This window comes from Sorangium sp. So ce1335 (genome assembly GCF_051521615.1).
In the GTDB taxonomy this organism is placed as follows: Bacteria; Myxococcota_A; Polyangia; order Polyangiales; family Polyangiaceae; genus Sorangium.
Map to the genome: position 1 here is coordinate 12,078,455 of NZ_CP150363.1, position 26,981 is coordinate 12,105,435.

Here is a 26,981-nt window from a genome sequence, read left to right on the forward strand (position 1 = left end):
TCACGTCGCGCGGATGTCGCTCTGGAACGGGGAGATGTTCTCCGGAAACATGAGCCACACGAAGACGCAGCGCATCTCGTAGGTCTCGTCGGCCACGAGGACCGCGAGCGCGGGGTCGAGCCCGTCGATGGCGTGCCCTTCCCAGACGAAGCCCGGCACGCCGCGCGCCCGGCTGATGAGCCCCCCGCTCTGGATCTGGTCGCGCGCGCGGAAGCAACGGGTGAGCGCCATGTTGACCGCCGCCGTGAAGTCGGGCCGGGGCGCGATGCGCTCCGGCAGCGCGACGCTGTCGAGGCCGACCGACCAGCAGAGCCAGCAGAGCGCGGCCCACTCGGCCCGGGCCCTCCGCATCAGCAGCGACACCGGCAGGGCTCCCGTGTCGAGCGTCTCGTCCACGGTGAGCTCGACGGTCTCCATGCCGTCCTCGGTCTCCTCGGTCAACGTCGCCGCCGTCCGCGCGAGCTCCACCGGCCCGTCCGGCAAGAGGCGCGACAGGTCGGGCGGGAGCCACGGACAGGGCTCCGCGCCCGGCAGGCTGCGCTGCACGGCCTCGCGCAGGCGGAGGAGCCGGGTGGCGTAGAGCTGGATCTTCTGCCGGACCTGCTCGATCGGCTGGCCGACCTCGACCGTGACCGCGTCGCCGGGCATCGGATCGAGGGCCTGCTGCGCCGGCCAGAAGGCGAACCGCGGGAACAGCAGCCCCACGAAGGTCCTCAGGTGCTCGGCCATGGCAGGGGCCTCGGGCTCGATGCGGTCGGCATCCTCGAGCACCCCGCGCCTGTCGCCGAGATCGAGGCGCAGGAGCGCGCGCGTGATGCAGGTCGAGCGGCGCTCGGGATCGAGCAGCAGCGCCGCCTCGACGAGCGCGAGCGCGACGCGGCGCGACCCCGGGAAGACGGCGGCGAGCGTGCGGTAGGCCGCGCTCGGATCCGCGCCGAGCAGCAGCGCGTCCAGGGCGCCGAGCGCTGTCACGCCGGACGCCTCGAGCAGGGCTCGCCCGCGCTGCCCGGCGACCTCGGGCTTCTGCCGCAGCGTCGCGGCGTCCAGGAACCCGGCGAGCCGCTCGCGCTCGCCCCCGCGGACGGCCGCGCGGGCCGCGGCGCAGCAGGCCTCGCGCGCGCGGCCGCCCTGCAGGAGCTCGCGCGCGAGGGCCCAGACGCGCTCGGCGTCCCACGCCTCGAGGTCCTCGGCGAGGGCGGGCGACGCGACGAGGCCGGCCGCGTCGAGCGCCTCGCCGAGCTCGCGCCGGACGACTGGCGCCCCGTCCGCGTCGAGCCCCGAGAACGCCCCGACGGGGTGGCCGTGCGCGTACTGGCCGCGCTCCTCGCGCACGCGCGGGTCGAGGTAAGGGCTCGCGTCCGGACCGGGGAACCAGCGGGCGAAGGGGCCGTGGAGGCGCCCCTGGGGGTCGAGGTGTCGCTCCTCGGCCGGGCGGCCCAGCGCGTCGTACCGGAGCTCGCGGCAGCGCGCCCCACCGCGGACCTCGATCTCCTGGGCGGGCTTGCCCTCGAGCGTGAAGTAGCGGTGGATGGACGCGGCCGAGGCGTCGTCCTCCTCATCGACCCGCCAGCACTGCGCGCTGTTTTCGTACTCCGCGCCTTCGGCGACGCCGGCCGGTCTGTCGGGCCAGCGGGAGCCGTCGGCGGAGATCGGGTATCCGGCGCGATCGTGAAACACCTGGCCGACGATGCGCCCCTGCCGGTACCGCGTTCGCAGCGCCCAGGCGCCGGGCGGCACACAGCACGGCCGCAGCCTGAGCTCGGTCGCGGCGTCGCTGCCGTACGCCACCACCTCGCCGTCGAGCTGGCCGCCCCGGTAGCGCCCGCGCTGCGCGGGCTGACCGTTCGGGTGGAACACGGTGAACGGCCCGTCCTTCACGCCGTCCGCGTAGCTGCAGCGCGAGAGCAACGAGCCGTCGCTCGCGCGGTACACGAGGCGCTCGCCGGAGGGGCGGCCGTCGGCGCCGGTCTCCTCGAGCTCGAACGTCCCGTGCTCGGGGTTGTACCTGGCCGAAGGCGGGATCGACGCAGGCCGCTCCGCGCCGTCGTGTGTCGTGGAGTCCACGCCTCGCAGCCTATCGGGTTTCGCGCCGAGAAGGCGGCGGTTCGCGCTGGTTGCAAAGATCCGTGAAGCGCCGCGTCGGGGCTCGCCTCACGGCCGATCGGCGTACGCGCGCCGCGCGGCCGGCGATCGCGGCGCGGACCGCGCGAAAGACGCTCTCCGCGTCGAGGCCGCCGAGCTCCCGCGCCGCCCGGGGCAGGCGGCGTGGGCGGCGGCGCCGCGCGGGATCTGCGGCGCCGCCCGCTCAGCGCTGGATCGTGGAGTACGGGCAGCGCTGCTGGATCTCGTCCAGGTCGCACGCCTTCGGCGGCGTGCAGTCGAAGGAGGGCGGGCAGCTCAGGTCCTGCTCGCAGCCGCAGCCGCACTCGTTGGACACATGGGTCAGGCCCCCGGTGCAAGCGAAGTCGATGGCCGCGCACTCCTCCTGGCTGGTGCTCACGTACTGGCGCCACCACTCGCGCGACGGGTCGCAGCCGCAATAACGCTCGCTGCAGCTCACGACTCCTCCAGCGTCGCAGACGCAGGTATTGCAGCCGTCGATGGCGTCGAACCTGTCGCCCGGCTGGTACTCCACGCCGGCGTAGGTGCAGCCCTCCGCGCAAGCCATCTCCGTGCACGCGACGCTGCCATCGTCGCCGCACGTGCAGGTATTGCAGCCATCGAGCGCCGGGAACCTGTCGCCCGGCTGGTACTTCACGCCATCGTAGGTGCAGCCCTCCGCGCAGGCAATCTCCGTGCACGCGACGCTGCCATCGTCGCCGCACGTGCAGGTGTTGCAGCCATCGAGCGCCGGGAACCTGTCGCCCGGCTGGTACTTGACGCCATCGTAGGTGCAGCCCCCCGGGCAAGCGGCGTCCGTGCACACGACGCTGCCATCCGCGTCGCACGTGCAGGTATTGCAGCCATCGCCCGCAGGGAACGAGGCCCCCGCGGGGCGGCCGTTGCCGCCTGGCTCGCAGCCCTGACACGCGATCTTCGTGCAGCCGACATTGCCGGAGCCCGAGGGATCGCAGGTGCATGTGTTGCACCCGTCCGACGCGGGGAACGACTCGCCCGGCCCGTAGATGGACCCGTCGTAGGTGCAACCGCTGACGCACAGGATCAGGGTGCAGACGACGTCTCCGTCGTCCAGGCACTCGCACGTGTTGCACCCGTCGCCGGCGGGGAACGACGCGCCGGGCGCGTGGGTAACCCCATCCCAGGTGCACTCGGAGGGGCAGGCCATGTCGGTGCAGGTGACGGCCCCGTCCTCCCCGCAGCTGCAGGTGTTGCACCCGTTCGCGTCAGGGAACGTGTCGCCGGGGCTGTACTCGACGCCCTGGTACTCGCAGGTCGTCTCCCCGAAGATGACGGGTCCGCAGCCCGCGAGCGCGCCAGAGAGGGCGATCGCGAGCGAGAGCGCGGGGCCGTGATGAAACCGGGATAGGCGGGGGGCTGTCATTGGATTCGCTCCTGTGCCAGAGTATGCCAGGGCCGCGCGAGGGAGGATCCCGGGGAGGACGCGCGGTTCGAGGCAGGACCGTACTCAAGAAAGAGCCGTGCCAGTCGCGCCGAGGGCGGCGCGGTCCGGCGCGCGCGCGAAAGCCGGCGTGCGAGGCCGCGCCCGGCCGGGCAGGGGAGGCGAGGGAGCTGGCGCGCCAGAACGCGGACCCTGGTGAGCTGCGCAGCGCGATGTACGCTGGCAGCATGCTGCAACCATCCACGGACCGGGTCCGGCACGGGTCGAGGGGCCCGCAGGCCGCGGGGCTCCCTCGTGCTGTGCAAGCCGGCGAGCGCGCGGCGCTCATCGCCAGCCAGGCGGAGGCCGAAGGGTGCACGGACGCGGCGTTTCCCGGACTGAAATTCGTCCGCGCGTCGCGCCCCACGATCTGTCCGGTGCTCCATGCCCTCGCGCCGACGCTCATGGTGGTCGGCCAGGGCCGGACGACCGCGCGGTTCGACGCGTACGCGCTCGAGTACGACGCTTCGCGCTATGCCGTCGTGGCGAGCGACACGGCGTTCGAAGAAGCGGTGACGGAGGCCGACAGCGCCTCTCCTTACCTCGCCATGAGCCTCCAGATCCCGCCAGACGCGATCGCCAGGGTGCTGCTCGCGCTGGCCGACGCGCGCGCCGAGCCCGCGGCCGAGCCCGCTGCGGCCCTCGTCTCGGACCTCGAACCGCCGATCGAGGACGCCGTCGTCCGGCTGCTCCGCGCGACCCGCGACCCGGTGGAGCGCCGGGTCGTCGCGCCCCTGGCGCTCGAAGAGCTCGTCTTTCGTCTGCTCCGCTCGGAGGCCGCCGCGGCGGTTCGAAGCGCCGTGCGGCGCGACCGCGACGCGGACAGGATCCAGGCGGCGATGCGCTTCCTCCGCGCGAACGTCGAGCGGCCGCTGTCCGTCGAGGAGGTGGCGCGGCACGTCGCGATGAGCCCCTCGCATTTCGCGCACCGATTCCGCGCCGTCGCGCGCGTCTCTCCGATGCGCTACCTGAAGCGGCTGCGCCTTCAGCACGCGCGGACCCTCCTGCTCTCTGGCCTGCGCGCGAGCGAGGTTGCGCAGCGCGCCGGCTACGAGAGCGCCTCGCACTTCACCCGCGACTTCAAGCGCCACTTCGGCGCCGCGCCGGGCGACTACGCGGAGCGCTTCCGGAGGCCGTAGCGGGCCGGATCGCAGGATCCGGCAAGAGAAGCGCAGCCCTCGCCCTCGCCGCGCCCCCGGGCGCGCCACAAGCTCTCCGCCATGATCATCCTCACAGGCGCAACGGGGCACCTCGGCTCGTCGGTGCTCAAGCACATCCTCAAGCTGGTTTCACCCTCCGAGATCATCGTCTCCTTGCACAACCGCCGGGCTCGCGAGGAGCTCGAGAAGGCGCGCGTGCAGGTGAGGGCCGGGGACTATACAGATCCCGGATCCCTGGAGGACGCGTTTCGAGGTGGAGACAAGCTGCTGATCGTCTCTCATCCGTCCTTCTCCGACGACCTGCGGGTCACGTCCCACAAGAACGCGATCGACGCCGCGGTGAAGGCCGGGGTGAGACACATCTACTATACCTCTCTCTCCTTTGGACAGCAGAGCAAGGCAGCCGTGATGAGAGCGCACCTCGACACGGAGGCCTACCTGAGATCGCGTGGGGTTACCTACACGATCATCCGAGAAGGCGTGTACATGGAGAGCTTCCCCGTCTTTCTCGGGTTCTTCCGCCCCGGATCCGACGAGGTGGTCGTGGCGGGGGACGGGGGGGTCGCGTGGGCCGCGAGGGACGACCTCGGGGAGGCGACGGCGAGGATCCTCGCGGGCGGCGGCTTCGACGACGAGACGATAACCCTCGCCGGGCCAGAGGCGTACACGCTGGAGCAGACGACGGCGCTCATCTCGTCGATCCTCGGCCGCGAGATCCGCTTCTCGGTGGTGAGCCAGGACGAGTTCGTGCGGCGGAACGGCGCGCACGGAGATGTCGCGAGGTTCTGGGCGTCCACGTATCCGGCGCTGGCGGCGGGCGAGGCGGCCGCCGCGGATCCGCTCCTGGGGGCGGTCCTCGGGCGGCCACCCGTGTCCTTCGCGTCGAGGCTGAGGGAGCTGCTCGCGAGCGAAGCGGAGCCGCAGACGGAGATGGCCGGCTGGCTCGGCAACGGACGAGGAGCGGCGCGCTGAGCGATCATCGCGCCCGTCCTGCGGCTCAGGTGGCGGCGCGGCGGCGCCGCGCCGAGCCAGGAGCATCGCGGGGGCGGGGACCTGCGCGACAGGGGACGAGCGATGTACCCGACTCAGAGGATCAGGATCACATCGATATCCGTATCTGCCGGCAGCGCGCTCCCGGCGGGCACGTGGGGCGCGTTGGCGGGCGCCAGGCGGAATGCGCCGGACGACGGCGGCCCGGCGCCCTCGAGGGGCCCGCCCGCGTCGGCCGCGCCGCACGGCCGCTCGCCGTGCGCGCGCGCCGCGCAGCCGGCGATCGCGGCGCGGACCGCGCGGAACACGCTCTCCGCGTCGAGGCCGCCGAGCTCCCGCGCCGCCCTGGCGAGGCTCTCGTCGACGCAGCCGGCGCACGGCGCCGAGGCGGCGGCGAGCCGCACGATGAGCGTCGCCTCCGAGCAGCCGGGCTCTACCATCTTGAAGGGCACGGACAGCGCCGAGCTTCTGCCCACATCCACGCTGACGAGGAGGTTGTCGCCGTCGCGCACCACGACGGTCTCCCGCGGGCGCCGGCCGCTCACGCGTCCTCTGGTCGACTCGGGGGGATTCGCGTTGACAAGAACCCACAGACGGTCGGAGCTCGCCTGTCCGCTCTTCTCCACATCGTCGCTGGTGTGGCTCTCTGCCATGCGCGCGCCCTCCGAGGAAGCGAACCTATCGCCGCCGGAGGCGGACGGCGATGGCCCCACCGGACAGACAATGTCCGGACAGGCGAGTCCGCTCGGGACGCCGCCCCGCTCGATGAAACGCAGCGAACGCAGCCGCTCACCGGAGGTCATCGCCGCGTCCGTTGCGCGATCTGGCGCGAGGCGGTAAGCACAGACACCGAGCGGAGGGCGAGGCGTGGAAGAGCCGGAGCGACGCGACGAAGACCCGGAGCAGGGCGCGGGCGGAGGTGGGGCGGACCGCGCCTCGCTCGGCATCCTGTTCCTCGCCGCCGCGTTCGCGCTCGCGCTCCTGCTGACGGTCGTCGGGCTCCTGGCGTTCGCGGCGATGACGCCCGGCTCGCCGTCGCCGGCCCAGCTTCGCGGCGACGGGGCCAGCGCCGATCCCGCGGCGCGCGACGGGGTGTCGCGGGCGGCCTGAGCCGTCCGGGCCGGCGACGGACGAGCCCGGGCGAGCGCGGTCACGAACCCCCCCACCGGTCGGGGACACGCCTGACCGTGGCGCTGTCGAGGTCGACGTGGATGTCGCGGGAGAGCAGCCCTGATCGAACCTTCGATCAGGGCGGCGGAGCTAGCCGCAGGTCTTCTGGACCACGCCGAGCAGCGCCCCGAAATCGACGGGCTTCTTCAGGTAGGCAGCGCCCTCGGGCGGGGCGTCGTGCCCGGAGACGATGGTCACCGGGATCGCGGCGAGCGCGTGCACCTGCTTGAGCGCGGCGAGCATCTCCTCGCCGGTCATGATCGGCATCATCAGATCGAGCAGGATGAGCCCAGGCGGCGGGTCCGCCTGGTGAAGCAGATCGAGGGCCTCCTTGCCGTTGCTGGCGCAGTAGACATCGTAGCCCGCTGCTTCGAGCATCTCGCGGAGCATCTCGCGGAGCTCGGCGTCGTCGTCGACCAGGAGGACGGGGGCGCGCGGATTCGGGGGGATCGGCGTCAGGCGTGGCGCGTTGGGCCCGTCGGTTGGCCGTGGTTCACTCATAACTGTCACCTCTTCCAGACAGCGCAAGCATGCAGAAGCGATAGCAGGCGAACGCCCTGTACGCATTGCACGCCTCGAGCCTCTCCGGAACTTGTCCGGATCCATGGTCCGGGCTGCGCGGGGGGGCGCCGCCGCTCCGCGCCGAACAGTGGGGCGAGGGGCGTGGCGGGAGCACGGGCGCCGCGAGCGAAGCCATGCGAAGCGCCGAGCGTTACGGGAGTTGCGCCGCGGGTCAAGCGTCTCGGCTCGCCGGGCCCGGCGCGGCGCGCGCCGCGCCCACGCCGCCGGCGCCGCTCCCGCTGCCGGAGACGCCCACGCCGCCGGCGTCGCTCCGAGCGGCGTCGCGCCCACCGGCGTCGCTCCCGCTGCCGGAGACGCCCACGCCGCCGGCGTCGCTCCCGCCGCCGGCGCTGCTGCCGTGGCCCCCGCCGGGCCCGCCGTCCCCGGACCGGAACCCGAGCGCGCGCGCCTGGGCGGGGCGGGTATGGCGGCGGCGCCACACCACCGCGTCGAGCATGTAGTGTGTCGCCTGCGGCAGCGCGAGGAGCGGCACGAGCAGCGCCCGCGCGCGGGGCCCGAGCAGCGGCTCGTCCACGGCGCCGCCGAAGAGCTCCGGCCGGTCGTGCCAGACGAGGCGGTCCCAGAGCATCTCCTCGACGAAGGCGAGCGCGAGCGCGACCCCGAGGAAGGCGAGGAGCCCGCCGGCGACGACCCGCGCCAGCAGCGACCGCGGCGCCTCGACCGCCCGCTCCCGCGCGTACGCGAACACGAGCGCCATGTACGGCACCCCGTGGACGATCACGTTGGTGACCGTGAACTGGAAGTCGCTGTCGGTCGCGACGATGCCGACGTACCAGGTGGCCGCGGTCGTCCCCACGACCACGTGCTTGCCGAGGTTGAGCGGCGCGCGGGCGACGCGCGCCCGGTGGACCGCCCGCGCGACGTAGGCGGCGGCGAGCGCGGCGTACACGGCGCCGAGCGGGCCCACCGCGGCCGCGAGCCAGGGGGCGCTCACGAAGTCGCCGTCGACGAACCACTCGAACGCGCGCGGCGGGTGCGCGTGCCAGTGGAGGAGCGGCCAGCCCGTCGCCGCGTAGAGGAGCGCGTCGTCGAGGACGCGATCGACGCGCGAGCGCTCGCCCGCGAGCGCGCGGTAGATCGCGACCCACCCGACCTGCTGGCGGACGAAGTGGATGACGGCGACGTAGGCGAGCGCGCGCCAGAACGTCAGCTCGGAGGCGAGGTGCAGCGCGACGCCGGCGGCGTAGCAGGCGAGCGGCACGGCGGCGTAGAGCGCGGGGTGGCGCCGGAGCTCCTCGGGATCGAGGTACGTGCGGAAGAGCGTCGTGTGCACGTGGGCCACGTCGACGCCGACGACGAAGAGCAGGAAGCCCCACGCCGGGAGCGCGCCGCCCGCCGAGAGCGCCGCGAGGGCGAGCGCGACCGCCGCGGAGCCGCCGAAGACCGCGAGATCGACGCCGCGGCCCCACAGGAAGGCGCCGCGGGCCGCGCCGCTCTGCCCGGCCGGCAGCGCGCCGAGGAGGTCGGGCCCGGCCGTGGCCACGCCGAGACCCGCGCGTCAGCCGTGGATGGCCGCGGAGATGATCCAGGCGAGGCCGAGGATCACCGCGCCGATCACGATCGCCAGCGCGGTGTTCTGGTCCTCCTCGATCTCCTTGCGGATGGAGAAGGGGGTGAGCTTGGTGATGAGCACGAACGCCAGCAGGAAGACGATGAGCCCGAGGGCCACGAAGACGAGCGTTCCGACAACGGCTTTCATCAGGTTCTGGACGTCGGGCATCGGCGGTTCTCTCTGCGCTCGGGGCCACGCTCCGCGCGCGCTCGCGGCCTCTCGTGGCTGGGGGCGTGAGCCTACGCGAGTCGGCCGGCAGCGTGAAGCCGCGTGACGCGTCGTGATGCCGCGGGCCGCGTCGCTCCGTCCCCGTGGGCGCGCCCGGCCGGCGGGCGTGCTATCGCCTCCCGGTGTCGACGACCGTGAGCCGAACCTTGCTCCGCCGCGCCGTCGCGGCCGGGATCGCGTCGCTCGGCCTGCTCAGCGCAGGCGCGCCGTGCCCCGCCGCCGCGGCGCCGCGCACGACGACCGCGGCGCGCCCGCGGCCGGCCCCCCCGCGCGCCCAGCGGGCCACCTCCGCGCCGGCCGCCGCCGCGGCGAGGCGCGCCGCGCCGGGCACCGCGGCCGCGGCGCGGCGCGCGGCGGCGCCGGCGGAGGCGCCGATCGCGCTCGCGCTGCCCATCGAGCGGGCCACGCTCGAGAACGGGCTGCGCGTCGTGATGAGCCCCGACAGGAGCTCGCCCACCGTCGCGGTGGCCGTGACGTACGACGCGGGCTCGCGCGACGATCCGAGCGGCCGGAGCGGCGTCGCGCGCCTCGTGATGGGCATGATGGCCCGCGGCAGCCGCAACGTGCCCGCGGGCGAGCACCAGCGCGTCGTCGCCGAGCGCGGCGGCGAGGCCTCGGCCGAGGCGGGGATCGACCGCACCACGTACGTGGACGCGCTGCCCGCGAACGAGCTCGCGCTCGCGCTGTGGCTCGAGGCCGACCGCATGAAGTCGCTCGAGCTGAGCGCGCAGGCGTTCGAGGCGCAGCGCCGGGAGGCGCAGGAGCGCCGCGGCGCGCTGCTCGGCGCCGCCTACGGCCAGGGGCCGATCCGGCTCCAGGCGCTCGTCTTCCAGGGGTACTGGCCCCACGAGCACCCGGCGGTCGGCGACGCGGACGACCTCGCCGGCGCGGAGCTCTCCTGGGCCCGCGACTTCCACGCGGCCCACTACGGCCCGAACCGGGCGGTGCTCTCCATCGCCGGCGGCTTCGACCCCGGCGAGGCGATGGAGCTCGTGCGCAGGTACTTCGACGGCATCCCCGCCGTCGCCGCCGCGCCCTTCAAGGACGTGCCGTTCCCCGAGCAGACGAGCCAGCGCACCGGCGTCGTGCGGGACAGCGCGGCCCACGCCCCGGCCATCCTCTACGGCTGGGCCGTCCCGCCGCGCTCGCACCCGGATCACGACGCGCTGTCGGTCGTCGCCGCGCTGCTCGGCCGCGGCGAGAGCTCGCGCCTCGGGGCGCTCCTCGTCGCGGACAAGGCGGTCGCGCGGTCGGTGCGGGTCGCGACCGGCGAGCACCGCGGGCCGGATCTGTTCTCCATCGACGTGCGGCTCGCCGAGGGCGCCCGCGTCGGCGACGTCGAGAAGCTGATCGAGGGCGAGATCCGGTCGCTCGCGACCGCGGGGCCGTCTCCGGCCGAGCTGACGAGGGCGCGCCGGCTGCTCCAGTCGGCGTTCGTGGCGGGCCTCGCGGACCCGGCGGCGCGGGCGCGCGCGCTCGGCGAGCACGAGCTGCTCTTCGGCGACGCCGCCCACCTGAACGGGGAGCTCGCCCGCCGCTTCGCCGTGACCCGGGAGGACGTGCAGCGCGTCGCGCGCGAGCACCTCGGGCCGATGCGCCGGACGATCGTGGAGACCTACCCGCCCGCGACCCCGGGCGCGTCCCCGCCGCCGCGCGCGGCCGCGCGGGCCGGCGCGCCGCGGGCCGGCGTGCAGGCGGCGCCGGGCAAGGGCGCGGCGAAGGCGGCGCCGGGCAAGGGCGCGGCGAAGGCGGCGCCGGGCAAGGGCGGGGCGAAGTCGCGCGGCGCGGCGGCGCGGCCTGCGCCGAAGAAGCAGCCGACGAAGCCGGCGAAGCCCAGGAAGAAGTGAAGGCGTGACGTGGGACGCGACGAGGAACGCGGCGACGAGCGCGGCGAGGAAAGCGACACGAGAGACGACCCGATGACCGAGCGAAGCAAGCGACGCGAACGGCGCGCCCGACGGACGGCGCGCCCCTGGCTCTCCCTCACCGCGGCGGCGCTCGCCGCGGCCGTGTGCGGCTGCGCTCCCGCCGCGCCGCCGGCGCGGACGCCCGCGCAGGCGGCCGCGCCGGCGAAGGGCGCGCCCGAGGCGCCCGCGCCCGAGGCGCCGTCCCGGGAGCAGCCCCCGCCGTCCGGCCCCGCGCGCCCCGCGCGCATGCCCGAGATCGCGTGGGCCGAGCTCCCGACCGGCCTCAGGGTCGCCACGGCGGTGAACCGCGCGCTGCCGCTCGTGGAGGTCCGGGTGGTGATCCGCGGCGGCTCCTCGGCCGACGGCGATCGCACGGGCCTCGCCGCGCTCACGGGCCAGCTCCTCGTGCACGGCGGCGCCGGCGGCCTCCCCGGCCGCGAGGTGCTCGCGCGCGTCGAGTCGCTCGGCGCCTCGCTGTGGGTGGACACCGGCCTCGACGCGACGGTGATCGGCCTGCGCACGACCCCGGAGCGCCTCGCCGAGGCGATCGAGCTGCTCGGGCTCGTCGTGCAGCGGCCGCGCCTCGACGCCGCGGAGCTCGCCAAGGTGAAGGCGCGCGCCGTCGAGGCGGCGCGGGAGCGCGCCCGGAACGACGCCCGCTGGGGGGCGCTGATGGTCCTCTTCCGCGACCTCTACGTGCTCCCGACCGAGCTGCACCCGTACGGCTCGTTCGGGGCGACGGCGGCGGAGCTGCCGAAGATCACCGCCGCCGACTGCCGCGCGTTCCACGGGGCGTGGTACGTCCCGAAGAACACCGTCGTCGTCGTCGCGGGCGACACGACGCCCGAGGCCGCGCGCGCCGCGGTGGAGAAGGCGTTCCCGGATCGCCGCGCCGCCGAGCCGCCGTCGCTCTCGTTCACGGATCCGGATGTGCGCGGGGCGCTGAAGCTCACGATCGTCGACCGCCCGAAGAGCGCGGAGAGCGAGGTCTTCCTCGGCGTGCTCGGCCCGGAGCGCAGCGCCGCCGAGTGGCCGGCGCTCGCGGTGGCGGGCCAGGTGCTGGGCGGCCCTTCCGGGCGCCTGCCGCAGCAGCTGCTCGCGCCGCGCGGGGCGGCGCGCGAGGCGTCCGCGGCGACCCTGGACGTCGCGCACGGCCCGGTCCCGCTCGTCGTCCACGCCGTCGTGCCGGCGGCGCGCACGGGCGCCGCCGCGCAGGCGATGCTCGAGCAAATGGAGCAGCTCGCGACCCTGACGCCGTCGCAGGAGGAGACCGAGGCCGCGGCGCGCCGGATCTCGGCGGGCGTCGGCCTCGGCGCCGGCACGGCCGCGGGGCTCGCGGACGAGATCGCCGGCATGCAGGTGCTCGATCTGCCGGACGACCACCACGACGGCCTCCGCAAGGAGCTGCGCGACATGACGCCGGCCCTCGCGGGCAAGGTCGCGGCGGACCACGTGCGGCCGTCGCGCGCCGTGATCGTCGTGGCGGGCGACGCCCAGGTGGTCGGCCCGATGCTGAGCCGCTTCGGCGACGTGAAGGTCGTCGATCCGACCCGGGATTTCGAGCGGAAGCGCACGATCCAGCGCGACGCGGGCGCGGCGCCCGGCGCGGGCGATCCGGGGCAGGCGCAGGAGCGGCCGTGATGGCGGGCGGCCTCCGCGCGCGTGCGGCGCGTGCGCGCGCCTCGTGGGCGGGCCTCCGCGCCGGGGCGCGCGTCTCGTGGGCGCCGGCGAGCGCCGTCGCGCTCGCGGCGGGGCTCGCGGCCGCGTCCTTCCCGGGACCCGCCGGCGCGCAGCCGAGGCCCGCGCCGGCGTCCGCGGCGCCGGCTCCCGCGCCGGCGTCCGCGGCGCCGGCTCCCGCGCCGGCGTCCGCGGCGCCGGCTCCCGCGCCGGTATCCGCGGCGCCGGCCACACTGAAACCCGCGCCGGCGTCCGCCGCGCCGGCCGCGCCGAGGCTGCCCGCGGGGCCGCTCGACGGCGCGACGTACGACTACGAGCGCCCGCCTGCGCCGGCGCGCGGCGTGGAGCAAGGCGCCGCGCCGGGCGACACCGCCGCGCCCGCGGTGCCGCCGGAGCAGCGCTGGCTGGGGCGCGCGTTCGTGCACCGCCTCGCGGCCGAGGAGCCCGGCCGGCCGCTGCCGATCCTCGTGTTCCTGCACGGGACGAACGCCGCGAAGATCAAGTACCGCTGGATGGGCGGCGGCCAGGAGGGCGACGTCCGCCGGATCGCGGCGCAGCTCATGGAGGCGGGGCAGATCCCGCCGATCCTTGTCGCGGCGCCGAGCGCCGTGCTCCCGGCGGCGGTCGCCGTCGCGCGGACGAGCTGGCCGGCCTTCGACCTGGACGCGTTCCTCGACGCCACCGCCGCGCGGCTGCGCGGCGTCGCGACCCTCGACCGCGCGCGCGTGATCGTCGCCGGCCACTCCGGCGGCGGCTGCAACCCGGCGGGCGGTATCGCCACCGCCCTGCGCGCGTCGACCCCGGTGCACGCGGCGCTCGTGATCGACACGTGCATGGACGCCGACATCGCGGCTCCCCTCGCGCAGTCGCCGCCGACAACGCACGTTGTCGTTTCGTGGCAGACGCTCTCGTGGCCCCGGCGGCCGTTCGCCGACTTCCGCCGCGCGTTCCAGCGCGGGGTCGACGCGCGCCCCGCCGTGCCCGGCGTCCTCCGCGAGCTCGAGCACCTCCAGCCGACCGAGCCCATGCCGCACGACGCCATGGTCCCCCTGGTGCTGCGGCGGTGGCTGCCGTCGCTGCTCTCGCCGGACGCCGTGCCGCGCGTGCCCTGCGTCTCGCCGTGACCGTCGCGGGGCGCGTCCTCGCGGCGCCCGCGCTGCGATGCGCGCGGACAAAAAGAAAAAAGAGCGCCCGTCCGACGGTGGGGGGGGAACCGTCCCTCAGGCGCTCTGCCGTCGGTAGTAGCAGGAGCCGGGCCAGGCCCTTCCTGATGAAGATCCGTGGAGTTGCGCATGCGGCGCGGGGCGCCGGGCTTTCATTCGAGACGTGAGCGGATTTCGTTCGTGCAAGCTGGCGGCGCTCCAGCCTGGCCGAGTGCCTGTCGCTGTGGCTGGTCGCGCGTATCGCTGTGGCTGGTCGGGCGCCTGTGGCGGAGGCCTGGCGGGCGCCTGTCGCGATGGCCTGTCGGGCGCACGCTACCGCAGCGCTCGCCTGATCGCCTCGTCGGCCGTGCTGCTGGCCGTCACGCGGGGCGATACGCCGGGCCCGGGGCGGCGCCCGTGCGGCGCGCCTTGCCGACGCGCCGCGCCTGCTGGCGGATGTGCTCGATGGCCTTCTCGAAGAAGAGGTCGGACGAGGCCTTGCTGACGGTGATCTGCTCCTCGCCGACGAGCACGACGAGCAGGCCCCTGTCGGTCCTGCCGACCGCGAAGAAGTCGACGGTGAACGGCAGCTCGTCCTCGATGGTGAGCGATAGCTGGCATTTCAGGACGTCACCGACGCCGGGTTGATTCTCGACGACGAACCGTTGCAATAGCCCGTTGGCGTGGGGGTCGCCGTTCACCCGGTTGAGCGCCCACCTGTCCCGCGGCCAGCCCATGTGGTCGCGGAGCTCGTATATCCAGTACAGGAGCTCCTCGGCGACCTGGCCGATCGCCGCCTTGGACGCCTCGTAGGACAGCTTGATCTGTTCGTATTTCGTCATCGGGACTCCATCGCTCCTCGGCGCGCACCGGGCGGCTCGCGCCGGCGAGGCTACCAGATCGCCCGCGCCCCGTCGCACGCCGGCGTCGCCGGCCGCGCCGGGTGTACGGGGCGGCGCGCGCGCTGCGGCGCGGGCGGCGCGCGTGGGGTCGCGCCGCCGTCGCCGCCTGCGGCTCGACCGTCCGGAAGGCCACCTTCTGCGTTCCTTGCCGCGTGGGCGGCGCGAGTGTCCGGGGCGCGCCCGCGCCGATCGCCGCAGAGCTCGGCCGATCGGCCTGCGCCGGATGCCCCGAGGTCGTGAACGGCCCACGGGGCACGGGAGGCGCGGGCGCCTCGCGGATCCAGGTCATCTCCACGAGCCTGTGCGGGTGCTGCGCGAGCGCCTCGAGGCCATCGAGGACGAGGAGCGCTCGAGGCATCATCCGCCGAGGAGGCGGTCTTTCGAGCCGAGCCGCAGATGGAGATAGCCCTTCATCCCGGGGCGCTTCGGCCAGCGGAGCCGGCCAAACGACGCGTCGCCGACAAGCTGTGTATCGTGACGCTCCTCGACCGGGCGCCGGCCGTCCCCCTCGGCGCCTCTGGCCGCGCGCGTTCTCCGGCCGCGCCCCTCAGGCGTACTGCTGCAGGAGCGCGCCGCGCATCGGGTTGTCCCATCCCGTCACGGCCGCGCGGAGCGCGTCCCTGTCGACCGGCACCCGGTGCAGGCTGACGTTGACCGCGCCGCCGCGCGCCTCCACGATCGCGTACTCGGCGTGGTGCATCAGCGTCGGCGGCCCGCCGTTCGCGTACTCCTTGAAGGGCAGCCCGACGCTGCCCGGGTTCACGAGGAGCGTGCCGCGGTGCTGGCGCAGCATCTGAACGTGGGTGTGACCTCCTGCCATCACCGTCGCTGCGTGGCCCGCGAGGCGGCGGTCGAGCTCCTCGGGCGGCGTCTCCGCGAGGAGATCTTCCATGTGAGAGCGCGGCGAGCCGTGGAACAGGAGGAGCGTCGCGCGGGCGTCGAGCGGGATCTCCAGGCGCGCCTGGAATGTGCGCAGGAAGCCGAGGTCGTCCTCCGACAGCTGGTCGCGGCACCATTCCACCGCGTCGACAACGATCTTCGCCTCGGTGTAGGTGCGGATCAGCCCGGGATCCAGCATGAACTCATCGTGGTTCCCGAGGATGCACGGACACCCGAGCTCCCGCAGCATGTCCAGGATGGCCACGGGCCGCGGGCCCAGCGTCGCGACGTCCCCGAGGCAGATCACCTGATCGACGCCGGCCGCCTGGATGCTGGCCATCACGGCCCTGAGCGCCACTTCGTTGCCGTGGATGTCCGAGATCAACGCGATCCGCATGGGAGAGACCTCCTCGTGGGCGGCCATCGGGACGGGGGGAGCGGCCTCCGGCCTCACGGCGGCCGAGCGGCGGACTCAGGACGATAGACCATGTCCGGCGGCGCCTCCAGCCCTTCACGCCCGCCCCGACGAGGCCTGTGGGGCCACGTGGGCACGGCGGGCGAGGCATGGCGGGCGCGGGCGCGGCAGGTGAGGGCGCGGCGGGCGAGGGCGCCGCTTCCGCGACGTCTTCCTGCCCTCTCCCCTCTCGCGGACGCGCGCCAGTAGGATCGGCGGATGCTCTCGCGCTGGCCGCTCGACGTGGTCGCCCTGAATCCCGTGTGGTGCGGCACGGTGCTGTGGCGCGCGGGCGGTGTGCTGCGCGTGACCGTCCTCGTGCAGGCGACGTTCGCGTTCGGCGCCGACGGCGACGCGGCGCTGCGCGCCCCCGAGCCCATCGAGCGCGAGCGCCGCCACCACGACGACGACCCTTCGCGCAGCCTGCGCTCCGCGTGCGACACCGCGCCGTACCTCCCCGGCGCCGGCGTCGTGCTCACCGGGCACGCCTGCGCGCCGGGCGCCGCCCCGGTGACGGCGCTCGCGGCGCGGCTCGCGGTCTTCCGCGACGCGCCGCTCCTCGACAAGACGATCCACGTCTTCGGCGACGTCGCGCCCGCCGGCACGGTGAACAGGACGTCGAACTCGAACGGGCGGCACAGCGCCTCGGTGCCCTCGAAGCCGACGGCCCTGGCGGTCGGCAGTGCTGCGCAATGCATGGCGGACCGCGCGGGGCCGGCGCCCGGCAGGTGGCCTCTACCCCCCGTCCTTCCTCTTCAGCTCTCCCTTGAACCGCCACTCCACGGCCGCCTTCACGGCGAGCGTGATCACCGACACGCCGGCGAGCAGGCTCGCGACGGCGAACGCGGGCACGACCCGCACCATGTTGGCGTAATAGACGCGCTCCACGTGGAGCGGCAGCGTCACCTGATCGGACGAGCCCGCCGACACCACGTACACAGCGCCGAACTCCCCCATCGCCCGGGCGGTGCACAGGATCACCCCGTAGAGCAGCCCCCAGCGGATGTTGGGCAGCGTCACGCGCCAGAAGATCTGCCACCCGCTCGCGCCGAGGACGCGCGCGACCTGCTCGTCCTCGGTCCCCTGGGCCTGCATCAGCGGGATGAGCTCGCGCGCGACGAACGGAAAGGTGATGAACACCGTGGCGAGCACGATGCCCGGCAGGGCGAAGATGACCTTCGTGGACACCTCGAAGCTCGTGAACCCCAGGCTCACTTCATACGTCCTGTTCACGAACGCGCCGAGGAACCCGTTCGCCCCGAAGAGCAGCACGAAGCACAGGCCGGCGACGACGGGCGAGATCGAGAACGGCAGATCGATCAGCGTGACAAGGACGCTCTTGCCCCGGAATTCGAACTTCGTGATCGCCCACGCCGCCGCCACGCCGAACAGCGTGTTGAGCGGCACCGCGACGGCCGTCGTGAGCAGCGTCAGCTCGACGGCGCGGAAGGTCGCGCGGTCGAAGACCGCCTGTCCGTAGGCGCGCAGCCCCTCGCTGAAGGCGTGCCAGAACACCACCCCGAGCGGGAGCACGAGGAACACGCCGACGAGCAGCGCGCACAGGCCGATCAGCAGCCGCCGGACGCCCCGTCCCCCGGCCGTGTCCGCCCTGTCTGCGGTGGGGCGCGCGTCGAGCATCTCGCGCCTCAGGTCCTCGGTCCGCGGGCGATCATCGGCCGATCACCCGGCCGCCCTGCCCGCGTGGGCGCGCGCGGCCGCGCGCTGGAGCAGGTTGATCGCCAGCAGGATCACGAACGACGCCCCGAGGAGCAGGACCGCGACCGCGGTGGCGTCGGCGTAGGTGCCCGTCTCGTTCACCTCGATCATCTTGATGATCACCTGGGACGCGATCTCGGTGTCCGGGCGATTGCCCGAGATGAAGATCACCGACCCGTACTCGCCGAGGCCGCGCGCGAGCGCCAGCGCGAACCCCGTGAGCAGCGCCGGCGCCAGCTCGGGCAGCACGACGGCGCGGAAGATCTGGAATCGGCTGGCCCCCAGCGTCGCCGCCGCCTCCTCGACGTCGCGGTTCATGTCCTCGATCACCGGCTGCACCGTGCGCACGACGAACGGCAGCCCGACGAAGGCCATCGCGATCACGACGCCGAGCGGCGCCAGCGAGATCCTGTCGTACACCGTCCATTCAATGGGCCACCCGCGCCACCCGCCCTCCGCGAACCCGCGCCACGCGGGCCACGGGTACCGGAAGCCCACGCTGGACAGCGCCCCGCCGAGCAGCCCTGTCTCGGCGTACAGCGTGGAGAGCGCGATGCCCGCCACGGCCGTTGGCAGCGCGAAGGGCAGGTCGATCACCGCGTCGATGACGCGGGAGAAGGGGAAGGTGTACCGGCCGAGCACCCACGCGATGAGCAGGCCGACGACCACGTTGAGGAGCGCGGCGGCGAGCGAGGCGCCAAGGGTGAACCGGACGGCCCCGGCGACCCAGCCGCTCGTGATCACCTGGGTGAAGCGGCCCCAGCCGAGCTCCGCCGTCCTCAGGAACAGCGCGGAGAGCGGCAACAGCACGACGAGGCTCAGGTAGAGCACCGCGACGCCCAGCGAGAGCGAGAACCCGGGGAGCACGCGCGCGCGGCGCGACATCACTTCTTCCGCATCTTGTCGAGCTCGGCCCCCTGGCCGAAGTGCGCGCTCATCACCGTCGGCCAGTCGGTGAAATGGTCCTTGAACCGGAACAGCGTCAGCGGCCTGAGCCTGTCGGCGTGCTTCTTCGCGATCGCCTCGTTGTACGGCCGGTTGAAGCGCTTCGCGATGAGCTCCTGGCCCGCGTCGGAGAAATGGAATTTCACGTACGCCTCGGCGATCTCCTTGACCCCGTGCCGCTCGGCGACCTTGTCGACGACCGCGAGGGGGACCTCGATGGTGATCGAGTCCGACGGCACGACGACCTCGAACTGGTCGGCGGTCGCCGGGTCGGCCGCGATCTGGAGGATCTCGTTCTCCCAGCCGAAGAGCACGTCTCCCGTGCGCTGCACGATGAAGCGGGTCGACGAGCCGCGCATGGCCGGGTCGAGGAGGGCGTCGTCATACACCTTCGCGGTGAACTCGCGCGCCGCGGCCTCGGCCTCCGCGTCCGTCCGCCCCTCGGCCTTCGCCTTTCGCGCCGCGTGCGCCCACGTCGAGAGGTAGATCCAGCGCGCCCCGCCGCCTGTCTTCGGATCCGGGCACAGCGACACGACGTCGGGCCGCGCGAGGTCCTCCCAGCCCTTCACCTGCTTCGGGTTGCCCTTGCGGACGAGGAAGATGACGGCCGACGTGTACGGCACCGAGCCGTTCGGCAGGCGCTCGCGCCAGCTCGCCGGCAGCAGGCCCGCCTTGGCGATCGTGTCGACGTCGAAGTCGACGGAGAGGGCGGCGACGTCGGTCTCCTTGCCGGCCGCGATGTCGCGCGCCTGCTTGCCCGACGGCCCGTGGTCGGTCTCCACGTCGACGTCCTTGCCGGTCGTCTGCTTGTACCACCGCTCGAACGCCGGGTTCAGCTCCTGGTAGAGCTCGCGGGTGGGGTCGTACGAGGCGACCGACAGCTTCGCGACCTGACCTTGCGGGCTCGCCCCGGGCGCGGCGGTCGGCTTCTTCTCCTCGCACCCGAGGACGGCCAGGAGCAGGGCGCCGAGCGCCAGCGCGAACGAGGGGCGGAGCGGCATTGTCTTCATGGTCTCATCCCGGCGTGGAGAGGGCGGTCACTCGACGGCTGGAGGGTGGATAGGGGGGCCGCTCGACGGGTCAATGGCGGCCACTCTACCGCCGGTTCAGGCCCGTGTCGTCGGGGCGAGGTCGCGCTCGAACCGCTGGAGCGGGGCGGCGGCGCGGCGCCAGGCCCGCAGGCCTGTGCGGCGCCGGACGTGTCGTTCGATGCCGGGTCGGTCCTGCGTGGAGGTCTGTGCGGCGCCGGACCCATCGGCCGGCGCCGCGTCGGGTGCGCAGGCCTTCGCGGCGCCGGTCCGGGTCGATCGGGACCTGCTCCGGGCGCCGACATGCAGTACCCTCTGCGCTGCGCCGGTTCGACGCGGCGCGCCGGCCGTGCGCCGCGCCGAGAGCACCTCCGAGACATGCAGCGCATGAGCGACGGCCGGGATCGAAGCACCGCGGCCCCCTTCGACTGGAACCGCGCCGCCGCCGCGCCGGCGCCCGCGCCCGCGGGGCGCCCGCCGCTCGTCGGCCGCCTGCTCGCCGAGGGCTGGGCTGCCGTTCGCGCCGAGGACGAGGCGTGGCTGCCGTTCCGCCGGGCGGCGCGGCCTGTCGAGGTGCTCGACGAGACGCTCCGCGACGGCATCCAGGGCGTCTCCACGGTGAACCCGCCGTTCGCGCAGAAGATCGAGCTCGTCCACGCGATGGCGGCCGTCGGCGTCGACGCCGTGAACCTCGGCCTGCCGGCGTCCGGCCCGCGCCAGTTCGAGGACGCGTGCCTCCTCGCCCGGGAGATCGCCGCCTCGCGGCTCCCGCTCGCCCTGACCGCCGCCGCGCGCACGATCGCCGCCGACGTCGAGGAGGTCGCGCGCGTGGCCGAGCGCGCGGGCGCGCCGGTCGTCGTTTACACCTTCATCGGCAGCTCGCCGATCCGTCATTTCGTCGAGGGGTGGGGCCCTGATTTCCTTGTCCGCAGCGTCGACGAGGCCGCGCGCGCCGCGGCCGCAGCGGGCCTCCCGTTCTGCCTCGTCGCCGAGGACGCGACCCGCGCGCCGCCCGACATGCTCCGCACGCTCTTCCGCGCCGCCGTGGACGCCGGCGCCGCGCGCATCTGCCTCTGCGACACGACGGGCCACGTCACCCCGCCGGGCGTCGCGTCGCTCATCGCGTTCGCCCGGCGCGAGCTCGCCGCGCTCGGCGCGCCGCGGCTGGAGCTCGACTGGCACGGCCACAACGACCGCGGCCTCGGCCTCTCGGCCGCGCTCTGGGCGGTCGCCAGCGGCGTCGAGCGGGTCCACGCCACGGCGCTCGGCGTCGGCGAGCGGGTGGGCAACAGCTGCCTGGAGCTGCTCGTCGACAACCTCGGCCGCCTCGGCTCCCGGGCCGCGGTGCCGCGCGAGCGCCTCGCGGCCTACTGCGAGGTCGCCTCGCGCGCGCTCTCCTGGCCGATCCCGAAGGACCACCCGATCGCCGGGGCGCTCGCGCTGGGCGCCGGGGCGCTCGCGCCGGGTGTCGGGGAGCTCGCGCCGGGTGTCGGGGAGCTCGCGCCGGGCGCAGGGGCGCTCAGCCGGACCTGACGTTGCCGCCGCCGACCCGGGCCAGGGCGGCGCGGACGATCGGCGCGGCGGGCGCGAGCGCGTCCGCGAGCTCCCCGACGCGCCCCGCCGCGCGCTCGGCCCGGGCCCACGCCGACGAGAACCCGAGCGTGCCGGGCGGGTGGGCCTCCGCGAGGGCGATCGCCTGCCGCAGATCGTCGCCCACCGCCGCGATGGCGTGGAGATCTGCCACGCTGGCCCCCCGCGCGCGCGCCGCGGCGTACAGCGCGCGCACGATGCCGAGCAGGTCGCGGGCGGCCTCCAGCGGGAACGGGTCGCGGCGGATCGAGAGCACGGGCGCCGGTCGGAGATCACGGATGCCGGGGCGGGGCGTCAAGCGGGGGGTGGGAGTGCGGTGTGGCTTGAAAATTGCAGCTGCGAGCGAAGAAAGAAACCGACAGAGACCAGCAGAAAGAACGGAGAGAGGTCGCCATGAACAGCCGCACGCATGAGCTCGCGAAGACGGACGTCCCGGGGGGTGGTGAGGAGGAGGTCCCGCTGCCGCCGAACCCGGGGGATCCGGGCCCGGAGCAGCCGGAGCCGCCGTCGCCGGATCCCACGCAGGACCCGCGCATCCCGCCGCAGGGCGATTTCCCGCGCGGGGTGTGAGGCGAGCTCGGCCTGCCGGATGGCCTCCCGAGGTTGGCGGGCCCCGGGGTCGATCAACCCTCGAGCTCGGACGCAGGTTTGGCTGTCAGGCGCCCTCGGTCGGTCCGAGTCTGTGCAGCTCACGTCGGATTCACGTCGGACCGCCTCTCCCGTCATCCGCGTCCAGCAGCCATCGTACCGGTGCAAGGAGAACATCGATGATCGGATTGACCGCCATCCCCGGCACGGAGGTGCTGCCGACGTGCTGTACCTCCCGAAGAGCGGCAGACCTCTCCTGAGCGAGGGCTCATCTCCCTCCGGCGGATCGTCCCACCCGCGCGCCGGGCGCCGGCCCGGCCGCGGCGGCCGTATTGTAGAGCGCGGCATTCCGCGGCTTGACGAGATGCTCCCCCGGCGGCAACGATGCCGTCGATGAGCAGGCCGACCGTATCGGGCAGGGGCAGCGCCTCCGGGCGGCGGCTCCCGGGGAAGGTGCGATGACGACGCGCGTGTTCCTTGTGCGCCACGGGGCCACGGTGCTCACGGCGGAGGATCGGTTCGCCGGCGAGACCGACGTGGCCCTGTCCGACGAGGGGCGCGAGCAGGCCGGCAAGCTCGCCGCGCGGCTCGCGACCCAGCCCATCGCGGCCGTGTACGCGAGCCCTATGAGCCGCACCGTCGAGACCGCGCGGATCGTCGCGGAGCCTCACGGGCGCGAGGTGCACCGCCGCGACGCGTTCCGGGAGATCTCGCACGGCAGGTGGGAGCAGCTCACGCGCGCCGAGGTCGAGGCGCAGTATCCCGACGAGTACGGCAAGTGGGAGCACGACCCGTACACGTTCGCGCCCGCGGGGGGAGAGACCGGCCTCTGCGTGACGGCGCGCGCCCTGCCGGCGCTGCTCGAGATCGTCGCGGCGCACGCGGGCGCCCACGTGCTCGTCGTCTCGCACAAGGCCACGATCCGGCTGCTCATCAGCGCCCTGCTCGGCTTCGATCCGCGCACGTACCGCGACCGCCTCGACCAGAGCCCCGCGGCGCTGAACATCCTCGATTTCAAGGACCCCACGCGGCCGCGCCTCACCTTGTTCAACGACACATCGCACTACGCGACGACGGCGGCCGAGATCCCGGGCCTCCCGTCGAACCGGCTCTCGAAGTGGTGGGACGCGCCGGCCGGCGGCAAGGCGCCCGGTCGTCCGTAGGGCCCGCAGGCGGGCAGCCAACAGCGGCATCGGACTTCCGTCGGCGCTCGATCTCGCCCGGCGCTGGCGTCCCGCGCGGCCCAGGTGCGGCGGGCGATCTTTTTTTCGGGGGCCGGTAGAAATCGTCGAGGCTCGCCCGTCATGGGGGCATCGGGACATGAAGTCCCGTCGAGGAGCGAAGGCCATGCGATTCATGATGCTGATCCACCACGACGAAGCCGCCCTTGCCGCTGCCCCGCAGAAGGAGCTCTGGGCCGAGTACGGCGCCTTCAAGGAGGCGCTCGCCAAGGCCGAAGGGTGCGCCGCAGGCGAGCGGCTGCAGCCGAGCTCCGCGGCGACCACCGTGCGCCGGCACGACGACAAGACCGAGGTGCTCGACGGCCCTTATGCCGACACGAAGGAGCAGTTCGCCGGCTACTTCATCGTGGAAGCTCCGAGCCTCGACGAGGCGATCGTCTGGGCCAAGCGCTGCCCCTCGAGCAAGTACGGCTCGATCGAGATCCGACCGATCATCGACGCCCAGGCGGGCTGGAAGGGCTGATGGTCGCGGGCGAGGCCGGCCGGGCCGCCGAGCGCGCTGCGCGCGAGAGTTACGGCCGCCTCCTCGCCTTCCTCGCCGCCCGCACGCGCGATGTGGCGGGCGCCGAGGACGCCCTCGGCGAGGCCTTCGCGGCGGCCCTGCGCATGTGGCCGGTGGACGGCGTGCCGGACAATCCGGATGCCTGGCTGCTGACCGCGGCGCGCCGGCGGCAGACCGACGCCGCCCGCCGATGGCAGACCCGCAGGGCCGGGGACGAGCATCTGCAGCGGATCGGCGACGAGCTCGAAGCGATGGCAGGCGCGCGGGACGCGGTCCCCGACCGCCGGCTCGCCCTGATGTTCGCCTGCGCGCACCCGGCGATCGAGCACGGCATGCGCACGCCGCTGATCCTCCAGACCCTCCTCGGCCTGACCGCCGAGGACATCGCCGCCGCCTTCCTGGTCCCGGCCGGGACGATGGGACAGCGGCTGGTCCGGGCCAAGACCCGCATCCGCGACGCGGGCATTCCCTTTCGCGTGCCCGACCCGGAGGAGCTGCCCGAGCGCCTCGCCGCCGTGCTCGACGCCATCTATGCCGCCTACACGAAGGGCTGGAGCGAGATGGGCGATGACGCCATCCCCGAGCTCGCCGACGAGGCGATCTGGCTGGGCCGGCTCGTCGTCTCGCTGCTCCCCGACGAGCCCGAAGCCAAGGGCATGCTGGCGCTGATGCTCTACACGACCGCCCGCCGCGCGGCCCGGCGCGACGCGGCCCGCGCCTACGTGCCGCTCGAGCGACAGGACACGAGCCTCTGGGATGGCTCCCTGATCGCGCCCGCCGAGAGCCTCCTGCGTCACGCGAACGCGGCGGGCCCGAGCGGTCGTTACCAGATCGAGGCGGCGATCCAGTCCGCGCACGTCGCCCGCCGCCTGACCGGCGTCTCCAGCTGGCCGGCGATCGTCGCGCTCTACGACCAGCTGCTCGCGCGCACGGGCTCGCCGGTCGTCCTCCTCAACCGAGCCGTCGCGCGCGCCGAGGTCGACGGCCCGCGCGCGGCGCTCGCCGATCTGACGCCGCTCGAGGCCGACAAACGCATGCTCTCCTACCAGCCCTACTGGGCCGCGAAGGGCCACCTCCTCGCCCGCGCCGGCGACACGGCGCTGGCCGCCGAGGCGCTGAGCATCGCCATCGGCCTCACCACCGACGAGGCGGTGAAGGAGTACCTCCGGGGGCGGCTGGCGTCGCTCCAGGACGACTGACGCGCGCGCGGGCCGGCCGGCGAAGATCGCGATCCTGCGCCCGCCGCCTGAACGCGGCGCTCCGGGCGAGCCCTCGCTCGACGCGGCGCTCCGGAGGAGACCTGTCCGCCTCGTCCTTACCCGGGATCGAGGACAGCCGCAGGCCGGCCGATTGGAGTTGACACCCACCGTGTGAACGTTCACAGTCTCCTGAAGGGGCATCCTTTTGCTTCGGTGATTTGCTTCGGCGATCCTCGCGTCGCTCCACGTCGGGCTCGGCTGGACCGGGCTTCGTGCTGCGCGTGACCCCAGGGAGCGCGATGAAGTTGGCTCAACGATATCCTTCGTGGCGGGTGAGCTCTCGACGAAGAGTGTTCTGTCAACCCAGGGAAGGTCCCGCCGCCGGGGCTTGACGTCTCCGGGACGTCTGGCTTCCTCCGCCCTTTCGACGTCGAGCTGGGTCTTCTGCCGTGGGGTTGGGCAACCCTGCCCTGGCGCCGCGTCGTGATCGCGCGTCGCAACATCGCCCGGTCGGGGCCCGGTCGTGGGCTGCCGCGTCCGGTCACCCATGAAGGTTCGTCGGCGGGTCGAATCGATGGCGACGCCTCGGGGCAGGCCTGGCTCGACCAGCGATTCGAAACGCGCAGATAGCCGATGAGGCTGCTTTCTTGGATAGCTCAAGGAGATATGGAGTCGCTATGAAAGGCAGATCGGGTTGGGCTTTCACCTGGGCCGCGCTGGGCATGTTCGTCGGCGCTTGCGGCGGCTCGGATAACGACGGCAACCTTGGTGGGAGCGGCGGCGCCTCGGCGGGCGCAGGGACGAGCGTGAGCGGCTCGGGCGGCGGCGAGCAGGCCGGCTCCACCGGAGGGCCTTCGACGACGGGCTCGGGCAGCGGACAGACCACGACCGGAGGAGGCGCTGATGCCTCCGGCTCGGTCGGCGCGAGCGGAGGAGGAGCGCCTGCCGGCAGCGGCGGCGGCGATATGGCGGCGGGGACCGGGGGCTCGGGCGGCGGCGGGGTCTTCACCGGCACGTGCACCGCGTCACGATCGGTCCAGCGAAACGTGTCGGGGAGCGGCCCTCACAAGGTGGTCGTCGAGACGAACGCAGATCCGGGCATCAACCAGGGCACCATCTTTCGCCCGTCGGAGCTCGATGGGGACGCCAAGTACCCGATCTTCGTCTGGGGGCAGGGCGGATGTTCGCGGGACGGGTTCGCGAATGAGGCGGCCATGGCCGAGATCGCCTCGCACGGCTACTTCGTGGTGGCGGACGGGACACCGGACAACAGCGAGCCCAACCGCGAGCTCGGCGGCGGAGGCGAGGTGCTGCTCGCCTACATCGACTGGGTGATCGCCGAGAACGAGAAGCCGTGCAGCGCCTACTACCAGCATATCGAGACCACGAAGGTCGCCGCGAACGGCTTCTCCTGCGGCGGCTTGATGGCGGCGGGGACCGCCGCAGATCCCCGGATGACGACATGGGGACACACGAGCAGCGGCTCTTTCTCGGTGAATCGGGCTTTCTACGAGTCGATTCACACCCCCGTGCTGATCGTCACCGGCACCGAGGACAGCGTGGGCGCGGATGACAATGGCGCGAGAGACTACGAGAACATCGCCGCCCTGGGTGACATCCCGGTCATGATGTTCGCCAAGGTCGGCGCCGACCACGGCGGCGACCTGTGGGCCCGGAACGGCGGCGAGTTCACGCAGGTCAACCTGGCGTGGCTCAACTGGTGGCTCAAGGGCGACGAATCGGCGACCGGCAAGGGCATGCTCGTCGGCGCGGGGTGCCGCTTCTGCACCGACAGCAGCTGGAGGATCTCCTCCGCCAATCTGCCGTAGGGCCGAGGTAGGGCTACGTCCTGCGGCTCGCTCGCCACAGCCAGGGAAGGGGCCCAAGGACGAATTTGCGGTGGCGAACCGGTGCGAGCCGTCCGATCTACCGTGGTTTCGGGGGGTCATGACGACGGATCGCACCCGTTC

24 protein-coding genes and 2 pseudogenes are annotated in these 26,981 nt (G+C 73.9%); 13 read left to right on the plus strand and 13 right to left on the minus strand.

Annotated features, from left to right (window positions below; all coding sequences use genetic code 11):
* The gene (locus WMF24_RS45025; RefSeq protein ID WP_437733648.1) at positions 1 to 2,064 is read right to left on the minus strand and encodes a toxin-antitoxin system YwqK family antitoxin; all 2,064 of its coding nucleotides are present in this window, start codon (positions 2,062 to 2,064) and stop codon (positions 1 to 3) included.
* Positions 2,065 to 2,305: 241 nt separating this feature from the next.
* Entirely contained in the window at positions 2,306 to 3,502 is a 1,197-nt protein-coding gene (locus WMF24_RS45030) for a hypothetical protein (RefSeq protein ID WP_437733649.1), read from the minus strand.
* A 245-nt stretch (positions 3,503 to 3,747) separates the two neighbouring features.
* On the opposite strand from WMF24_RS45030, the gene WMF24_RS45035 reads away from it, so the two are divergent.
* Together WMF24_RS45035 and WMF24_RS45040 are read left to right on the plus strand one after the other, a co-directional pair.
* Complete coding sequence (locus tag WMF24_RS45035; protein ID WP_437733650.1) at positions 3,748 to 4,698, plus strand: AraC family transcriptional regulator N-terminal domain-containing protein; 951 nt, start codon at positions 3,748 to 3,750, stop codon at positions 4,696 to 4,698.
* 81 nt (positions 4,699 to 4,779) lie between these two features.
* Positions 4,780 to 5,691, plus strand: coding sequence for an SDR family oxidoreductase (locus WMF24_RS45040; protein ID WP_437733651.1), 912 nt, complete (start codon positions 4,780 to 4,782; stop codon positions 5,689 to 5,691).
* 113 nt (positions 5,692 to 5,804) lie between these two features.
* On the opposite strand, the gene WMF24_RS45045 is transcribed toward WMF24_RS45040, so the two are convergent.
* Positions 5,805 to 6,512 carry a hypothetical protein gene (locus WMF24_RS45045; protein WP_437733652.1) on the minus strand — a complete coding sequence of 236 codons (708 nt, stop codon included), beginning with the start codon at positions 6,510 to 6,512 and terminating at the stop codon, positions 5,805 to 5,807.
* Between the two features lie 64 nt (positions 6,513 to 6,576).
* Here WMF24_RS45045 and WMF24_RS45050 point away from each other — a divergent pair, with 64 nt between their 5' ends.
* Complete coding sequence (locus WMF24_RS45050; protein ID WP_437733653.1) at positions 6,577 to 6,819, plus strand: hypothetical protein; 243 nt, start codon at positions 6,577 to 6,579, stop codon at positions 6,817 to 6,819.
* A 150-nt stretch (positions 6,820 to 6,969) separates the two neighbouring features.
* Here WMF24_RS45050 and WMF24_RS45055 read toward each other — a convergent pair whose 3' ends face one another.
* From WMF24_RS45055 to WMF24_RS45065, 3 genes are all read right to left on the minus strand, one after another.
* Entirely contained in the window at positions 6,970 to 7,380 is a 411-nt protein-coding gene (locus WMF24_RS45055; RefSeq protein WP_437733654.1) for a response regulator, read from the minus strand.
* 232 nt (positions 7,381 to 7,612) lie between these two features.
* Positions 7,613 to 8,944, minus strand: coding sequence for a hypothetical protein (locus tag WMF24_RS45060; RefSeq protein WP_437733655.1), 1,332 nt, complete (start codon positions 8,942 to 8,944; stop codon positions 7,613 to 7,615).
* A 15-nt stretch (positions 8,945 to 8,959) separates the two neighbouring features.
* On the minus strand, positions 8,960 to 9,160 hold the full coding sequence (locus WMF24_RS45065) for a DUF350 domain-containing protein (RefSeq protein WP_437733656.1): 201 nt from the start codon (positions 9,158 to 9,160) through the stop codon (positions 8,960 to 8,962).
* A 215-nt stretch (positions 9,161 to 9,375) separates the two neighbouring features.
* On the opposite strand from WMF24_RS45065, the gene WMF24_RS45070 reads away from it, so the two are divergent.
* The 3 genes from WMF24_RS45070 (at position 9,376) to WMF24_RS45080 (ending at position 13,949) form a co-directional block, all read left to right on the plus strand.
* The gene (locus WMF24_RS45070; protein ID WP_437733657.1) at positions 9,376 to 11,088 is read left to right on the plus strand and encodes a M16 family metallopeptidase; all 1,713 of its coding nucleotides are present in this window, start codon (positions 9,376 to 9,378) and stop codon (positions 11,086 to 11,088) included.
* Between the two features lie 72 nt (positions 11,089 to 11,160).
* Positions 11,161 to 12,789 (plus strand): M16 family metallopeptidase, encoded by a 1,629-nt coding sequence (locus WMF24_RS45075; RefSeq protein ID WP_437733658.1) that lies wholly within the window; start codon positions 11,161 to 11,163, stop codon positions 12,787 to 12,789.
* A complete protein-coding gene (locus WMF24_RS45080; RefSeq protein ID WP_437733659.1) occupies positions 12,789 to 13,949 on the plus strand; it encodes a hypothetical protein in 1,161 nt (386 codons plus the stop codon). The genes WMF24_RS45075 and WMF24_RS45080 overlap by 1 nt, the downstream gene beginning before the upstream one ends.
* A gap of 398 nt (positions 13,950 to 14,347) precedes the next feature.
* Here WMF24_RS45080 and WMF24_RS45085 read toward each other — a convergent pair whose 3' ends face one another.
* Positions 14,348 to 14,809, minus strand: coding sequence for a hypothetical protein (locus WMF24_RS45085; RefSeq protein WP_437733660.1), 462 nt, complete (start codon positions 14,807 to 14,809; stop codon positions 14,348 to 14,350).
* 607 nt (positions 14,810 to 15,416) lie between these two features.
* Positions 15,417 to 16,145 (minus strand): metallophosphoesterase family protein, encoded by a 729-nt coding sequence (locus tag WMF24_RS45090; protein WP_437733661.1) that lies wholly within the window; start codon positions 16,143 to 16,145, stop codon positions 15,417 to 15,419.
* A 276-nt stretch (positions 16,146 to 16,421) separates the two neighbouring features.
* Here WMF24_RS45090 and WMF24_RS45095 point away from each other — a divergent pair.
* Positions 16,422 to 16,730 (plus strand): annotated as a pseudogene (locus WMF24_RS45095) (DUF2169 domain-containing protein); the annotation flags it as partial.
* A 207-nt stretch (positions 16,731 to 16,937) separates the two neighbouring features.
* Here the strand turns inward: WMF24_RS45095 and cysW are convergent.
* The 3 genes from cysW to WMF24_RS45110 are packed head-to-tail and all read right to left on the minus strand — an operon-like array spanning position 16,938 to position 19,873.
* A complete protein-coding gene (gene cysW / locus WMF24_RS45100) occupies positions 16,938 to 17,840 on the minus strand; it encodes a sulfate ABC transporter permease subunit CysW (RefSeq protein WP_437733662.1) in 903 nt (300 codons plus the stop codon).
* 42 nt (positions 17,841 to 17,882) lie between these two features.
* Positions 17,883 to 18,803, minus strand: a complete 921-nt coding sequence (locus tag WMF24_RS45105; protein ID WP_437733663.1) for an ABC transporter permease — start codon at positions 18,801 to 18,803, stop codon at positions 17,883 to 17,885.
* Entirely contained in the window at positions 18,803 to 19,873 is a 1,071-nt protein-coding gene (locus WMF24_RS45110) for a sulfate ABC transporter substrate-binding protein (RefSeq protein WP_437733664.1), read from the minus strand. The genes WMF24_RS45105 and WMF24_RS45110 overlap by 1 nt, the downstream gene beginning before the upstream one ends.
* A gap of 396 nt (positions 19,874 to 20,269) precedes the next feature.
* Between WMF24_RS45110 and WMF24_RS45115 the strand changes: the two genes are divergently transcribed.
* Positions 20,270 to 21,424, plus strand: coding sequence for a 2-isopropylmalate synthase (locus WMF24_RS45115; RefSeq protein ID WP_437733665.1), 1,155 nt, complete (start codon positions 20,270 to 20,272; stop codon positions 21,422 to 21,424).
* On the opposite strand, the gene WMF24_RS45120 is transcribed toward WMF24_RS45115, so the two are convergent.
* Positions 21,411 to 21,779: a hypothetical protein gene (locus WMF24_RS45120; protein WP_437733666.1), complete on the minus strand. Its 369-nt coding sequence runs from the start codon at positions 21,777 to 21,779 to the stop codon at positions 21,411 to 21,413. The two genes, WMF24_RS45115 and WMF24_RS45120, sit on opposite strands and share 14 nt — an antisense overlap.
* Before the next feature lie 95 nt (positions 21,780 to 21,874).
* Here WMF24_RS45120 and WMF24_RS45125 point away from each other — a divergent pair, with 95 nt between their 5' ends.
* The gene (locus WMF24_RS45125) at positions 21,875 to 22,051 is read left to right on the plus strand and encodes a hypothetical protein (RefSeq protein WP_437733667.1); all 177 of its coding nucleotides are present in this window, start codon (positions 21,875 to 21,877) and stop codon (positions 22,049 to 22,051) included.
* 130 nt (positions 22,052 to 22,181) lie between these two features.
* Here the strand turns inward: WMF24_RS45125 and WMF24_RS45130 are convergent.
* Positions 22,182 to 22,304 (minus strand): annotated as a pseudogene (locus WMF24_RS45130) (GrpB family protein); the annotation flags it as partial.
* Positions 22,305 to 22,527: 223 nt separating this feature from the next.
* Between WMF24_RS45130 and WMF24_RS45135 the strand changes: the two are divergent.
* The 4 genes from WMF24_RS45135 (at position 22,528) to WMF24_RS45150 (ending at position 26,840) form a co-directional block, all read left to right on the plus strand.
* Entirely contained in the window at positions 22,528 to 23,232 is a 705-nt protein-coding gene (locus tag WMF24_RS45135; protein WP_437733668.1) for a histidine phosphatase family protein, read from the plus strand.
* 184 nt (positions 23,233 to 23,416) lie between these two features.
* Positions 23,417 to 23,773: a YciI family protein gene (locus WMF24_RS45140; protein ID WP_437733669.1), complete on the plus strand. Its 357-nt coding sequence runs from the start codon at positions 23,417 to 23,419 to the stop codon at positions 23,771 to 23,773.
* Positions 23,773 to 25,011, plus strand: coding sequence for an RNA polymerase sigma factor (locus WMF24_RS45145; protein ID WP_437733670.1), 1,239 nt, complete (start codon positions 23,773 to 23,775; stop codon positions 25,009 to 25,011). The genes WMF24_RS45140 and WMF24_RS45145 overlap by 1 nt, the downstream gene beginning before the upstream one ends.
* A gap of 677 nt (positions 25,012 to 25,688) precedes the next feature.
* Positions 25,689 to 26,840 carry an alpha/beta hydrolase family protein gene (locus tag WMF24_RS45150; protein WP_437733671.1) on the plus strand — a complete coding sequence of 384 codons (1,152 nt, stop codon included), beginning with the start codon at positions 25,689 to 25,691 and terminating at the stop codon, positions 26,838 to 26,840.
* Positions 26,841 to 26,981 lie beyond the last annotated feature (141 nt).